The organism is Paracoccus sp. KKT209 (assembly GCF_055635455.1).
Genome location: NZ_CM145758.1, coordinates 2,827,428 through 2,840,663, shown reverse-complemented (window position 1 = coordinate 2,840,663; position 13,236 = coordinate 2,827,428). Strand labels below are relative to the sequence as shown.

Below are 13,236 nucleotides of genomic sequence, written 5' to 3'. Positions count from 1 at the left end.
AGGTTCCATGCCCGTCACCTATGCCCGCCAGGGCCGGATCGGCGTCATCACCATCGACAACCCGCCCGTGAACGCGCTGTCCCAGGCCGTGCGCGCGGGCCTGCTGCAAGCGGCCGACGCCTTTGCCGCCGACGATCAGGCCGATGCGGCGGTGATCCTCTGCGCCGGCCGCACCTGGGTCGCGGGGGCCGACATCTCGGAATTCGGCAAGCCCCCGGCAGAACCCTTCCTGCCCGACCTGATCGACCGGATCGAGGCGCTGGACAAGCCCGTCGTGGCCGCGCTGCACGGCACCGCGCTGGGCGGCGGGCTGGAACTGGCGCTGGGCGCCCATGCCCGCATCGCCGCGCCCGCCACCCGGATGGGCCTCCCCGAGGTCACGCTGGGCCTGATCCCCGGCGCCGGCGGCACCCAGCGCCTGCCGCGCCTGATCGGCACGCAAGCCGCACTGGAGGCGATCACCTCGGCCCGCCAGATCCCGGCCCCCGAGGCGCTGGAGGCCGGCCTGATCGACCGCCTCGCCGAAGGCGACCTGACCCAGGCCGCCTTGGACCTTGCCCATGACCTGGCCGGCCAGCCGCCGCGCCGCACCCGCGACCTGCCCGCACCCGCCGTCGATGCCGCGCAGCTGCAGGCCCTGACTGACCGCCTGGCCCGCAGCGCGCGCGGCCAGATCGCCCAGGCCACCGCCGTGGACGCGGTGCGCGAGGGGCTTGCCCTGCCCTTTGCCCAGGGCATGGCGGTCGAACGGGCGGCCTTCCGCGCGCTGATGGACAGCCCGCAGCGCGCCGCCCTGATCCATGCCTTCTTTGCCGAGCGCGCCGTCGCGCACCTGCCCGAAATCCAGGGCGTCGACCCGCGGCCGCTGGACCGGGTCGGCGTCATCGGCGGCGGCACGATGGGCGCGGGCATTGCCGTCGCGGCCCTGCTGGCGGGGCTGGACGTGACGCTGGTCGAACGCGATCCCGACGGCGCGCAAAAGGCCACCGCCACCGTGGCCGGCCTGCTGGACGACGCCGTGACGCGCGGCAAGCTGCCCGCCGCCCGCCGCGACGCGATCCTGTCGGGCGCCTTCCGCACCGACACCGACTATGCCGCCCTGCGCGAAGCCGACCTGATCATCGAGGCGGTCTTCGAGGCGATGGAGGTCAAGGAACAGGTCTTCGCCGCCCTGGACCGCGTGGCGAAGCCCGGCGCGGTGCTGGCCACCAACACCTCCTATCTGGACGTGAACCGCATCGCCGAAGCGACCGGGCGCCCCGGCAACGTGATCGGGCTGCACTTCTTCTCGCCCGCCCATGTCATGCGCCTGCTGGAGGTGGTGGTCGCCGACCGCACCGCACCCGACGTCACCGCCACGGCCTTTGCCCTGGCGCGGCGCCTGAAGAAGGTCGCGGTGCGCGCCGGCGTCTGCGACGGCTTCATCGGCAACCGCATCCTGTCGCATTACCGCGCGGCGGTGGACGCGATGGTGCTGGACGGGGCCTCGCCCTACCAGGTGGACCGGGCGCTGACCAAGTTCGGCTTCGCGATGGGCCCTTATGCGGTCAGCGACCTGGCGGGCCTCGACATCGGCTACATGACGCGCCAGCGCAAGGCGGCCGACCGCCATCCGCGCGACCGCGTGCCGGTCTTTGCCGACCGCCTGCACGAACTGGGCCGGCTGGGGCGCAAGTCCGGGCGGGGATACTATGTCTATGGGAGCGGCGCCCCGCAGGAGGACCCCGAACTGGCCCCGCTGCTGGACCGGGTCCGGGCGGATCTGGGCCTGACCCCGCGCAGCTTCACCGAGGCAGAGATAGTCGCCCGCACCATGGCCGCCATGGTGAACGAGGCCGCGCGCACCGTGGCCGACGGTACCGCCCTGCGGCCCCTGGATGTCGATGTGGTGATGCTGAACGGCTACGGCTTCCCGCGTTTTCGCGGCGGGCCGATGCACTGGGCCGATGCCCAGGGCCTGCCCGCGATCCTGGCCGACATCGACCGCTTTTCCGCCGAAGACGACCATTTCTGGCAGGCCGCGCCCCTGCTGCGCGACCTGGCCGCGCAGGGCCGCAGCCTGGCCGACCTGAACGAAGGAACGAAATCATGAAACAGCCCGTCATCGTCCAGGCGGCCCGCACCGCCATCGGCCGCGCCAAGCGCGGCGCCTTCAACCAGACCCACGGGGCCGTGCTGGCCGGGGCCACTGCCCGCGCCGTGATCGACCGCGCCGGCATCGACCCCGCGCTGATCGAGGACAGCATCTGGGGCTGCGGCTATCCCGAATACGTCACCGGCGGCAATATCGGCCGCCAGGCCGTGATCCGCGCGGGCCTGCCCGACAGCATCGCCGGGGCCACGGTCAACCGCTTCTGCGCCTCGGGCCTGCATGCGCTGGCGATGGGCGCGCAGATGGTCGCGCAGGAGGGCGCCCGCGCCATCCTGGTCGGCGGCGTCGAAAGCATCTCGCTGGTCCAGCCGCCCGTGCGCCATTCGCGCGAGGCCTGGATCGAGGCGAACCGCCCCGACCTCTACATGACCATGATCGAGACCGCCGACATCGTGGCCGCCCGCTATGGCATCTCGCGCGAGGCGCAGGACGAATATGCGGTGCAGTCCCAGGCCCGCACCGCCGCCGCCCAGGCCGCCGGCGTCTTTGCCGACGAGATCATCCCCATGACGGTCACGATGCAGGTCGCCGACAAGGCCACGGGCGAGACCACCGAACGCGAGGTCACCATCGCCGCCGACGAGGGCAACCGCCCCGGCACCACGCTGGAGGCGCTGGCGAAACTGGAACCCGTGCGCGGCCCCGGCAACTTCATCACCGCCGGCAACGCCTCCCAGCTGTCTGACGGGGCCGCGGCGCTGCTGGTCATGGACGCCGACCTGGCCGCCGCCGAGGGGCTGGAGCCGCTGGGCGCCTTCCACGGCTTCGCCGTCGCCGGCTGCGCCCCTGACGAGATGGGCATCGGCCCCGTCCGCGCCGTGCCGCGCCTGCTGGAACGCCACGGGCTGAGCGTCGCCGACATCGACCTGTGGGAACTGAACGAGGCCTTTGCCAGCCAGTGCCTGTACTGCCGCGACACGCTGGGCATCGATCCGGCGAAATACAACGTCAACGGCGGCGCGATTTCCATCGGCCACCCCTTCGGCATGACCGGCGCCCGCACCGCCGGCCACCTTCTGCGCGAAGGCCGCCGGCAGGGCGCGAAATGGGGCGTCGTCACCATGTGCATCGGCGGCGGGCAGGGCGCGGCCGGACTGCTGGAGATCTTCTGATGGACATGCGTTTCACCCCCGACGAACTGGCCTTCCGCGACCAGGTCCGCGCCTTTCTGCAGACCGAGCTGGACCCGGAGCTGGCCCGCAAGGTGCGCCTGCACCAGCACCTGACCAAGGACGACATGGAGGGCTGGCACGCCCGGCTGCACGCGCGCGGCTGGCTGGCCGGCAACTGGCCAACCGAATTCGGCGGCGCCGGCTGGACCGCCATCCAGCGCCACATCTTCGAGGAGGAGTCTGCCCTGGCCCATGCGCCGCGCATCGTGCCCTTCGGGATCGCGATGCTGGGACCGGTGCTGCAGAAATTCGGCAGCAAGGAACAGCAGGATTACTGGCTGCCGCGCATCCTGCAGGGCGACGACTGGTGGTGCCAGGGCTATTCCGAACCCGGCGCCGGTTCGGACCTGGCAGGCCTGCGCTGCCGCGCCGAACGCCAGGGCGACCATTACGTCGTCAACGGGCAGAAGACCTGGACCACGCTGGGCCAGTACGCGAACATGATCTTCTGCCTGGTGCGCACCTCGACCGAGGGCAAGAAGCAGGAGGGCATCAGCTTTCTGCTGATCGACATGACCACGCCCGGCGTCACCGTCCGCCCCATCGTCCTGCTGGACGGCACCGCCGAGGTGAACGAGGTCTTCTTCGACGACGTCAGGGTCCCGGCCGAAAACCTGGTGGGCGAGGAGAACCAGGGCTGGACCTATGCCAAATACCTGCTGACGCATGAACGCACCAACATCGCGGGCGTCGGTTTCGCCACCGCCGCGCTGGACAACCTGCACCGCCTGGCCCGCACCCAGGTCCATCGCGGCCGCCCCTTGGCCCAGGACCCGTTCTTCGCGTCCGAGATCGCCGCGGTCGAGATCGAGCTGATGGCCATGTCCACCACCAACCTGCGGATGCTGTCGGCGGCGGCCCAGGGCCAGGCGCCCGGCATCGAAAGCAGCATGCTCAAGATCAAGGGCACGCAGATCCGCCAGCGGCTGGATGCCCTGACGCGGCGCGCCTATGGCGGACATGCCCTGGCGCTGCCGGCCACCGGCAACGAGGGCCAGCCCCAGGATGCCGACGAGGTGCTGGCCGCGACCGCGACCTGGCTGAACAACCGCAAGCTGTCGATCTATGGCGGCTCGAACGAGATCCAGCGCGGCATCATCGCCGGCGCTCTGGCCAAGGGGTAAGGCGATGGACTTCCAGCTTTCCGACGACCACCGCATGCTGCAGGACAGCCTGCGCGGCATCCTGACCCGCCACACCGGCGAGGGGCTGTGGCCCGCCTTGGCCGAGGCCGGCGTCATCGCCGCCCTGCTGACCGAGGACGAGGGCGGCTTTGACGGATCGGGCGCCGCCGTGGCGCTGATCTTTCAGGAACTGGGCCGGGCGGGCGCCGCCCTGCCGCTGATCCCCACGATGATCGCGGGCGCGGCCCTGGCCCAGGCCGGCCACGAGGTTCCCGAAGGCGCCGTGCTGGCCTTTGCCGATGCCGAGCCCGGCACCCGCTATGACCGCGGCGTCGCCATCCGGGCCGAGGGCGACAGCCTGACCGGACGCAAGACCATGGTCGCGGGGGCCGAGGACGCGGCCGCGATCCTGGTCACCACCGCCGACGCGCTGTGGCTGGTCCAGCCGGGCGCCCCCGGCCTGACGCTGCGCGGCTATCCGATGATGGACGGGCAGCGCGGCGCCGACCTGATCTTCGAGGCCACGCCCGCCACGCGCCTGGGCGCGCTGTCCGATTTCGGCGGGCCGCTTGCGCGCGGTGTCCTGGCCCATTCGGCCCATGCGCTGGGCACGATCACCGCGGCGGTGGACCTGACGCTGGATTATCTGAAACAGCGCAAGCAGTTCGGCCAGCCGCTGATCGCCTTCCAGGCGCTGGCCCACCGTGCCGCCGACCTGGCGGTCGAGGTCGAACAGGCGCGCTCGGCCGTGGTGAACCTCTCGGGCCACCTGACGGCGGATGCGCCCCTGCGCGACCGCCATCTGCAGGCCTGCAAGGTGACGCTGGGCCGGGTCGCGCGCCTGGTCGCCGAGGAATCGGTGCAGCTGCATGGCGGCATCGGCATGACCGAGGAATATGCGCTGGGCGGCATGGTCCGCCGCCTGATGACCGCCGACACCGCGATGGGCGATGCCGACTGGCACCTCGACCGCTTTGCCCGGAGCGAGCCCGCATGGGCCTGATCCGGGACGAGACCGGCACCCAGGCGCTGATCGGCTATGTGCTGGATGTCGGCGATCCCGCCGGGGCGCGCTGCCGCCTGGACCTGGACGACCGCCACCTGAACCGCCAGGGCATGCTGCATGGCGGACTGGCGGCGACGCTCTTGGACAGCGCGATGGGCGCCACCGGCAGTCTGACCGTGGACGCGACCGGGCGGCACCCCTTCACCACCCTGTCGCTGACGGTGAACTACCTCGCGCCCGGCCGCCCCGGACGCATCGAGGCCACCGGCCGCGTCACCGGCGGCGGGCGGGCGACCCTGTTCATCGAGGGCCAGTTGCGGCATGGGGACGGCACGCTGATCGCGACCGCGACCGGCGTCTTCCGCAAGTCCCGACAGGAGCCATGATGACCGCCCTTACCAACCCGCATTGCGAAATCAGCGACCTTGGCGACCGCCTGGTGGTAGAAAACCGCAATGCCGCCCGCCGCAACGCGCTGACGCCCGAATTCTACGACGGGCTGCACCAGGCGCTGCGCATGGCCGCCGACGAACCCCGCATCGGCGCCGTGATCCTGATGGGCGAGGGCGATTTCTTCTGCGCCGGGGGCGATCTGAACACGCTGATCACCGCCCAGCAGATGGACGAGGGCCAGCGCCGCGACCGCATCGACGCGCTGAACGACCTGATCCGCGCCGTGGTCCATTGCCCGCGCCCGGTGATCGCCGTGGTCGAGGGGGGCGCGGCCGGCGCGGGCCTGTCGCTGGCACTGGCCTGCGACATGGTGATCGCGTCCCGCGACGCGCGCTTCACCGCCGCCTATGTGAATGCCGGGCTGGTGCCCGATGGCGGGCTGACCGCCGCACTGGGGGCCGCGCTGCCGCCGCAGATCGCCGCGCAGATGGCCCTGACCGGTCACCCCGTCACCGCCGAACGCCTGCATGCGCTGGGGGTCATCAACGAACTGACAGATCCGGGCGAGGCGATCATGGCCGCGATGGCCCTGGCCGACCGGCTGGCCCAGGGCCCGGCCGAGGCCCAGGCCGCCATCAAGCGCCTGCTGACCGGCTGGCGCGCCACCGCCTTCGAGGCCCAGCTGGCCGCCGAACGCGACGCGATGGCCCATGCCCTTGCCGCGCCCGAGGCCGCCGAGGGCATCACCGCCTTCCTGGCCAAGCGGGCCCCCGATTTCCGACGACTGCGCGAGGGGACATGACCGACGCCACCCGTTTTCACCAGCTATTCGACCGGGCCGCCGCCGCCCATTCCGACCGTCCCGCGCTGACCGACTGGACCGGAGAGGTGCTGACCTATTCCGCCCTCGACGCCCGTGCGGCGCAGGCGGAACAGATCCTGCGCGACCAAGGCCTGCGCCCCGGCGACCGCCTGCTGATCGTGGCCGAGAACGCGGCCTCCGTCGCGGTCCTGCTGCTGGCGGCGGGGCGGATGGATGCGGTGGCGGTCCCGGTCAATGCCCGCATGACCGGGCCGGAGCTGCAGAAGATCGCCGCCCATACCGAACCGCGCCTGACCGTCCACCTGTCCGATGTCAGCGACCCCGCCCGCGCCCATGCTGACGCGGCCGGCGCGCGCGCTCTGGACCTGGCGGGCGGCACGCTGCACCTCTCCGGCCCCTTCGACAGCACCCCCGAGGCCGTCGAACCCGACGCCGGCATGACGGCCGTGATCCTCTACACCACCGGCACGACCGGGACGCCCAAGGGCGTGATGCTGACCCACGGGAACCTGATCTTCGGCGGCCAGTCCTCGGCCCGGCTGCGCGGCATCGTGCCGGGCGACCTGATCTATGGCGTCCTGCCGCTGACCCATGTCTTCGGGCTGACCTCGATGATGTGCGCGGGCCTCTCGGCGGGGGCGCATCTGCGGCTGGCGCCGCGCTTTTCGGCCGCGGCCGTGCTCGACGCGCTGCAGCAGGGCGTGACCGTCCTGCCCGCCGTCCCGCAGATGCACGCCGCCATCATGGCCGAGGCGCGCGCCCGCGGGCTGGACCGCCTCGACGGCCCCCTGCGCTATGTCAGCAGCGGCGCGGCCCCCTTGGACCCCGACTGGAAGCGCCGGGCCGAGACCTTTTACGGCATCGCGCTGCAGAACGGCTATGGCATGACGGAAACCACCGCAGGCGTGACCATCACCACCAATGCCAAGGGCGATCCCGACCCCTCGGCGGGCCGTCCTCTCCCGGGGGTGGAAATCGCGCTGGATGCCTCGGTCGGACGCGAACCCGGCACCGGCGAGGTGCTGACCCGCGGCCCCCATGTCATGCGCGGCTACTTCCGCAATCCCCAGGCCACCGCGCAGGTGCTGGACAATGACGGCTGGATGCATACGGGCGATCTGGGCCGCATCGACGACCAGGGCCGGCTGCACATCGTCGGCCGCAGCAAGGAGCTGATCATCCGCGGCGGCTTCAACGTCTACCCGCCCGAGGTCGAGGCCGCGCTGAACGACCACCCGGCCGTCCTGCAGACCGCCGTGATCGGTCGCGCGCGCGAGGGCGGGGACGAGGATGTTCTGGCATTCTGCCAGCTGGTCGCGCCGGGCGCCGTCACGGCCGAGGCGCTGGCCGCCCATGCGGCGGCGCGGCTGTCGGCCTACAAGCGGCCGACGCGCATCCTGCTGACCGGCCCGCTGCCCGCCGCGGCCACAGGCAAGGTGCTGAAACACCGCCTGCTGGACCATTTCGCGGCGCTTCTGGCGGAAGATCCGCGGACCTAGTCGTCAAAGATCAGCCGGTGCTTGGGCGGATAGAACTGCCGCGCAAAGGACACGGGCAGCGCATCCATGGAGTTCACCCGCTCGATCGTCAGGACGGGCGTTCCGGGATCGACCCCCAGGTTCAGCGCGCAGGTCCCGCCTGCGGGTTCCGCCAGAATCGAAAAGCTGCTCTGCGTCACCGGCAGGGTCCGCGCCAGCCATTCCTGCGGCGGCTCGACAGCAAAGACCGTGGCGTCGGGCGTGGCCAGGGCGCGCGGGTTCAGCCAGATGGACTCGCTGCAATGGGGTTGCCCGTCGGCCATGTGGCGCGACATGACCAGCAGCAGCACGTCCTGTGCATCGACCTGCAGCGCCCGCATCGCCTCGGGCGTGGGCAGGCGGGCCTCGCATTCGGTCAGCTGATAGGTATAGGCCGCGCCCATTCCCTCGATCTCGGTCCGGATGGCCGGCAGGCGCAGCGTCGTGCGGCGCAGGGGCGTCGCCGCGACCCGCGTGCCCACCTTGCGGCGGCGCTGGATGATGCCGCTGTCGGCCAGCTCGCGCAGCGCCCGGTTCACGGTGGCGCGGGCACAGCCCATCTCGACCGACAGGTGCTGCTCGGTCGGGATCAGGGCGCCCGGGGGCCATTCGCCGGCACGGATGCGGCGCAGCACCTCGGCGCGGATCGCCTGCCAGGTGTTCAGGCGCTTGCGGCTGTGATCGGGCGGCGAGGCACGCAGTTGCGCCATCGCCCCTTCGGGCAGATTAGCCATATCGGCACACTCGCTATAAACAAAGGTGAACCCTTGATAGAACATGTAAAAGATTTATGCAGCTGTCCAAAAGGTTATAGCACAAGGTAATCAGGCCATATCGGCGGGAAGCCGCAGCGGGCAGGGGGGATATTCCTTTGACTTTCCCGCGCGTCTGTTAAATGCATTTTCTGCAATAATCTGGTGACGCCATGCAGATGACCTCCCCGCAGCCGGCCCCGGGCGCCGGGATCGCCGCCCCGGCCGCGCCGCTGACCTCCTGGGGCGTGCTGATGGCGATCAGCCTCTGCCACATGATCAACGACGTGATGCAGTCGATGCTGGCGGCGATCTATCCGCTGCTGCGGGTCGAATTCGCCCTGTCCTACGCCCAGATCGGGGTGATGACCCTGGCCTTCCAGGTCACGGCCTCGCTGCTGCAGCCGCTGATCGGCATGGCCACGGACCGGCATCCGCAGCCGCGTTCGCTGCCCTTCGGGATGGGCTCGACCCTGGCGGGGGTGGTGCTGCTGGCGACGGCGCACCACTATGCGATGCTGCTGGCGGGGGCGATGCTGATCGGCATCGGCTCGGCGGTCTTTCATCCCGAAAGCTCGCGCGTGGCGCGGCTCGCCTCGGGCGGGCGCTATGGCACGGCCCAGTCCGTGTTCCAGTTGGGCGGCAATTTCGGCACCTCGCTGGGGCCTCTGCTGGCGGCCTTCATCGTGGTGCCGCTCGGCCGCCCGGCGGTGGCCTGGTTCGCGGTCGCGGCGGCCCTGGGCGCGGCGATTCTCTGGCGGGTCGGAACCTGGGCCGAGACGCGCCGCCGCGCCGCCGCCGCCCGCCCCGACCAGCGGCTGCGCCTGCCGCGCGCCACGGTGATCCGCGCCATCGCGGTCCTTGCCGCGCTGGTCTTCACCAAGAACATCTACACCGCCTCGATGAGCAGCTATTTCACCTTCTTTACCATCGACAAGTTCGGCCTTTCGACCCAGGGCGCGCAGCTCATGCTGTTCCTGTTCCTCGCGGGGATGGCGGGGGGCGTCATGCTGGGCGGCGTCATCGGCGACCGGGTCGGGCCGCTGACGGTGATCTGGGTCTCGATCCTGGGCGTGCTGCCCTTCACCCTCCTGCTGCCGCATGTGGGACTGCAGGCCACGGGCGTGCTGGCGGTGCTGATCGGGCTGATCCTGGCCTCGGCCTTCCCGGCCATCGTGGTCTTTGCGCAGGAACTGGTGCCCGGCCGCACCGGCATGATCGCCGGGCTGTTCTTCGGGTTCTCCTTCGGCATGGGCGGGATCGCGGCGGCGGCGCTTGGCGTGCTGGCTGATGCGCGCGGCATCCAGGCAGTGTTCCAGCTCTGCTCGGTGCTGCCGGTCCTGGGGCTTTTGACGATCCTGCTGCCCCGGCGCGACCGCATGGCGGGCTGATCCCGTGGCGCCGCCTGTCTTCGTCCACCTGGGCCCCGACAGCCCGTTGGAGGCCGCGCTGGTGCGGCTGTTCCAAGCCAACGGCCACCAGACCGCCTGCCACGAGGGCGGCCGCCTGGCCACCGATATCCTCTATGCGATGGGGCAGGGACAGCGGCCGCTGAAGGACTGGCCCCAGGCGCGGCTGTTCGCGGGCCTCTATCGCCACGCCCCGCACTGGCGCCCCCCGCTCGAGGCCTGGCGCTGCGCCGCCTTCCTGCGCGACCGCCTGCCGGGGGCGCATTTCCTGCTGACCCTCCCGCCCCGCGACCCTTGGGCGTTGTGGCGCCTGTCGACCGACGCGCTGCGCTGCCATGCCCATCACCGCGGCGTGCCTGGTCCCGCCCTGCCGCAGATCTGGCAGCAGGACCTGGAGGCGCATCTGACCCAGGTCCGGGCGCTCTTCGCCGACGACCCCCGGTTGATCGTCGTCGATCCCGACCGCGACAGCCCCGCCGACCTGGCCGCACGGCTGGACCCGCTGCTGCCGATGCGGACGCTGCCCATCGCCCGCTGGCCCAGCCCGGGGCGGGCCGAGGCCGGGCTGATGGCGCTTCTGGATCAGCCGGACCCGACCCCCGCACCGCCGGGCTGGGCCGAGGATGTCGCCCGCTTCTGCCTGGCAGGTCTGGACCGCCAGGCACCCGGCGACCTCTCCGGCCTCTCGGGCTATGCCTGCCACTGGGACGGCCGCACCGGGGGCGCGGGGGCCGTGACCGATGCAAAGGGCCAGGCGCGGCAGGTCACACTGGCCACGCCCCCCGGTGACCGGCCCCTGGCCTTGGCGCGCGAGGGGCGGCACTTCAAGCTGATCCGGGCCGAGGCCGTCATCAACGATATCCTGGCGCTGGACCGCCGCGACCCGGTCTGGATCGACATGGAGGACAGCCGCTGGTTCGGCAGCTCCGAAGGTGCGGCCCTGGACCGGCCGGTCCTCTGCCACAACCGCCGCGCGGGGGCAGTGAACGCGGTCCTCTGGCCCTTGCCCGACCAGCATGCCCTCGGCCTGCCCGGTTTTGATCCGCGCCTGCCGCCCGATCCGATCCCCTTCGAGGAAAAGGAGGACCGGCTGATCTGGCGCGGCATGATCTCAGGGTCGGAAATGCGCCCGGGCGTCAAGCCCGGCCCCGCCAGCCATGTCTGGCTGTCCCGCCTGGCCGAGGCCCAGACCCCCGGCCAGCGCGACGAGGCCTGGCAGGGCCTCTGCCGCACCAACCGGATGGCCTTCCTGCGGCGGTATTTCGACGACCCCGACTTCGACCTGGGGCTGGTCCTGGCCTGGGGCTATCGCCGGTTCGCCGACGACCCGCTGCTGGCACCCTTTTGCCGGCCCCGCGCCGGTCACGAGACCTTCCGGCGCTTCCGCTATCAGCTGTGCCTGACCGGCTACGACCACGGCTCGAACTTCATCGGGGCGCTGGACAGCAACGGGGTCCTGCTGGCCGAAGACGATGGCTGGCAGGTCTTCTATTCCGGCCGCTTCAAGCCTTGGCAGCATTTCATCCCCGTCGCCCGCCACCTGACCGACCTGAAGGACAAGCTGGCCTGGGCCCGCGCCCATCCCGACGAATGTCAGGCCATGTCCCGCGCCGCCCGGACCGAGGCCGCCCATCTGCGCGATCCCGCCGCGCGGGCCGACCTGATGCGCCTGATCCTCGACGGGCTCGCGCAGGCGCGCTAAACCCTCGGCCATGACCCAGATCCGCATCGAACCCCTGACCGCCGCAGCCTTCGCCCCCTTCGGTGAGGTGCTGGCCCCCCGACCCGTCCCCGACCGCATGATCAACGCAGGCCGCTGCGAACGCCACCACGCGCTGGCCACCGTCCAGCGCGGCGGCGGAGAGGCGATCATCTCGATCTTCCGCAGCGCGCCGGTCAGCCTGCCCTATGACTGCGACCTGCTGGAACGCCACCCCCTGGGCAGCCAGGCCTTCATGCCGATGGGCCCCGACGCCTGGCTCTCGGTCGTGGCCCCGGACGACGGCGGCCGCCCCGGCACGCCCCGCGCCTTCCTGGTCCCCGCCGGAACCGGCGTGAACCTGCACGCGGGCACCTGGCACGGCGTCCTGACGCCCCTGGACCGCGCCGCCGATTTCCTGGTCGTCGACCGCGAGGGCAGCGGCACCAACCTCGAGGAGGTCCGCATCCCCCCCGTACGGATCACCGCATGAGCCTGCCCGACTACAGCCACGAGACGCTGGCCCTCTCCCAGGGCGCCCGCCTGGTCGCCGGCGTGGACGAGGCCGGGCGCGGCCCGCTGGCGGGCCCGGTGACGGCGGCGGCGGTGATCCTCGACCCCGCCCACATCCCCCCCGGCCTCAACGACAGCAAGCAGCTGACCGCTCGGCGGCGCGAGGAGCTGGCCGACTGGATCATGGCCCAGTGCGATTGGTCCGTGGCGCATATCGACGTAGCGGAAATCGACGCGCTGAACATCTACCACGCCAGCCACGCGGCCATGTGCCGCGCCATCGCCGGGCTGCGCCAGCGCCCCTGCATGGTTTTGGTGGACGGCAACCGCGTGCCGCGCGACCTGTCCTGCCCGGGCCAGGCCATCGTCAAGGGCGACGCGCGCTGCCTGACGATCGCCGCCGCATCCATCGTCGCCAAGGTGTTGCGCGATCGCATCATGGTGGATTTGGCGCAACAGCACCCCGGCTATGGCTGGGAGGCGAATGCCGGATACCCCACGCCCGCGCATAAGCGGGCCCTCCTAGATTTGGGGGTCACCCCACATCATAGGCGGTCCTTCGCCCCCGTCCACAACATCTTGTGTAAAGCCACTTTGGTAAGCCTCTGATTCAAAAAAGAAATTGACGGCGAATCGGGTCTGAATCATCTTTGGGACATACCAGACCGGCAAAAAG

At 71.2% G+C, this 13,236-nt stretch carries 12 protein-coding genes; 11 read left to right on the top strand and 1 reads right to left on the bottom strand.

The annotated features are described in order from the left end of the window. Nucleotides 1-7: 7 nt before the first annotated feature. The 7 genes from ACZ2G3_RS14065 to ACZ2G3_RS14035 are packed head-to-tail and all read left to right on the top strand — an operon-like array spanning nt 8 to nt 8,169. On the top strand, nt 8-2,092 hold the full coding sequence (locus ACZ2G3_RS14065) for an FAD-dependent oxidoreductase (RefSeq protein ID WP_470396639.1): 2,085 nt from the start codon (nt 8-10) through the stop codon (nt 2,090-2,092). Beyond that, the gene (locus tag ACZ2G3_RS14060) at nt 2,089-3,264 is read left to right on the top strand and encodes an acetyl-CoA C-acyltransferase (protein ID WP_470396638.1); all 1,176 of its coding nucleotides are present in this window, start codon (nt 2,089-2,091) and stop codon (nt 3,262-3,264) included. Before ACZ2G3_RS14065 ends, ACZ2G3_RS14060 begins: the two co-directional genes overlap by 4 nt. Then, entirely contained in the window at nt 3,264-4,448 is a 1,185-nt protein-coding gene (locus tag ACZ2G3_RS14055) for an acyl-CoA dehydrogenase family protein (RefSeq protein ID WP_470396637.1), read from the top strand. Before ACZ2G3_RS14060 ends, ACZ2G3_RS14055 begins: the two co-directional genes overlap by 1 nt. Nucleotides 4,449-4,452: 4 nt before the next feature. Then, nucleotides 4,453-5,451 (top strand): acyl-CoA dehydrogenase family protein, encoded by a 999-nt coding sequence (locus ACZ2G3_RS14050; protein WP_470396635.1) that lies wholly within the window; start codon nt 4,453-4,455, stop codon nt 5,449-5,451. Further along, on the top strand, nt 5,442-5,840 hold the full coding sequence (locus ACZ2G3_RS14045; RefSeq protein WP_419269184.1) for a PaaI family thioesterase: 399 nt from the start codon (nt 5,442-5,444) through the stop codon (nt 5,838-5,840). The genes ACZ2G3_RS14050 and ACZ2G3_RS14045 overlap by 10 nt, the downstream gene beginning before the upstream one ends. Further along, a complete protein-coding gene (locus tag ACZ2G3_RS14040) occupies nt 5,840-6,649 on the top strand; it encodes an oxepin-CoA hydrolase, alternative type (protein ID WP_470396633.1) in 810 nt (269 codons plus the stop codon). Before ACZ2G3_RS14045 ends, ACZ2G3_RS14040 begins: the two co-directional genes overlap by 1 nt. Continuing rightward, nucleotides 6,646-8,169, top strand: a complete 1,524-nt coding sequence (locus ACZ2G3_RS14035) for a class I adenylate-forming enzyme family protein (protein ID WP_470396632.1) — start codon at nt 6,646-6,648, stop codon at nt 8,167-8,169. Before ACZ2G3_RS14040 ends, ACZ2G3_RS14035 begins: the two co-directional genes overlap by 4 nt. Here ACZ2G3_RS14035 and ACZ2G3_RS14030 read toward each other — a convergent pair. Continuing rightward, on the bottom strand, nt 8,166-8,897 hold the full coding sequence (locus ACZ2G3_RS14030; RefSeq protein ID WP_470396631.1) for a GntR family transcriptional regulator: 732 nt from the start codon (nt 8,895-8,897) through the stop codon (nt 8,166-8,168). The genes ACZ2G3_RS14035 and ACZ2G3_RS14030 overlap by 4 nt on opposite strands. 215 nt (nt 8,898-9,112) lie before the next feature. On the opposite strand from ACZ2G3_RS14030, the gene ACZ2G3_RS14025 reads away from it, so the two are divergent. From ACZ2G3_RS14025 to ACZ2G3_RS14010, 4 genes are read left to right on the top strand one after another with little or no spacing between them, the layout of a single operon-like run. Then, nucleotides 9,113-10,330 (top strand): MFS transporter, encoded by a 1,218-nt coding sequence (locus ACZ2G3_RS14025; RefSeq protein ID WP_470396630.1) that lies wholly within the window; start codon nt 9,113-9,115, stop codon nt 10,328-10,330. 4 nt (nt 10,331-10,334) lie between these two features. Then, nucleotides 10,335-12,050 (top strand): glycosyl transferase family 90, encoded by a 1,716-nt coding sequence (locus ACZ2G3_RS14020; protein ID WP_470396629.1) that lies wholly within the window; start codon nt 10,335-10,337, stop codon nt 12,048-12,050. Nucleotides 12,051-12,060: 10 nt separating this feature from the next. Next, nucleotides 12,061-12,540 carry an ureidoglycolate lyase gene (locus ACZ2G3_RS14015; RefSeq protein ID WP_470396627.1) on the top strand — a complete coding sequence of 160 codons (480 nt, stop codon included), beginning with the start codon at nt 12,061-12,063 and terminating at the stop codon, nt 12,538-12,540. Then, entirely contained in the window at nt 12,537-13,169 is a 633-nt protein-coding gene (locus ACZ2G3_RS14010) for a ribonuclease HII (protein WP_470396626.1), read from the top strand. Before ACZ2G3_RS14015 ends, ACZ2G3_RS14010 begins: the two co-directional genes overlap by 4 nt. Nucleotides 13,170-13,236: the final 67 nt, after the last annotated feature.

Excerpts from the sequence above, each read along its gene's own strand:
- ACZ2G3_RS14065 (WP_470396639.1), top strand. The coding sequence starts at position 8 with ATGCCCGTCACCTATGCCCGCCAGGGCCGGATCGGCGTCATCACCATC.
- ACZ2G3_RS14060 (WP_470396638.1), top strand. The coding sequence starts at position 2,089 with ATGAAACAGCCCGTCATCGTCCAGGCGGCCCGCACCGCCATCGGCCGC.
- ACZ2G3_RS14055 (WP_470396637.1), top strand. The coding sequence starts at position 3,264 with ATGGACATGCGTTTCACCCCCGACGAACTGGCCTTCCGCGACCAGGTC.
- ACZ2G3_RS14050 (WP_470396635.1), top strand. The coding sequence starts at position 4,453 with ATGGACTTCCAGCTTTCCGACGACCACCGCATGCTGCAGGACAGCCTG.
- ACZ2G3_RS14045 (WP_419269184.1), top strand. The coding sequence starts at position 5,442 with ATGGGCCTGATCCGGGACGAGACCGGCACCCAGGCGCTGATCGGCTAT.
- ACZ2G3_RS14040 (WP_470396633.1), top strand. The coding sequence starts at position 5,840 with ATGACCGCCCTTACCAACCCGCATTGCGAAATCAGCGACCTTGGCGAC.
- ACZ2G3_RS14035 (WP_470396632.1), top strand. The coding sequence starts at position 6,646 with ATGACCGACGCCACCCGTTTTCACCAGCTATTCGACCGGGCCGCCGCC.
- ACZ2G3_RS14030 (WP_470396631.1), bottom strand. The coding sequence starts at position 8,897 with ATGGCGCAACTGCGTGCCTCGCCGCCCGATCACAGCCGCAAGCGCCTG.
- ACZ2G3_RS14025 (WP_470396630.1), top strand. The coding sequence starts at position 9,113 with ATGCAGATGACCTCCCCGCAGCCGGCCCCGGGCGCCGGGATCGCCGCC.
- ACZ2G3_RS14015 (WP_470396627.1), top strand. The coding sequence starts at position 12,061 with ATGACCCAGATCCGCATCGAACCCCTGACCGCCGCAGCCTTCGCCCCC.
- ACZ2G3_RS14010 (WP_470396626.1), top strand. The coding sequence starts at position 12,537 with ATGAGCCTGCCCGACTACAGCCACGAGACGCTGGCCCTCTCCCAGGGC.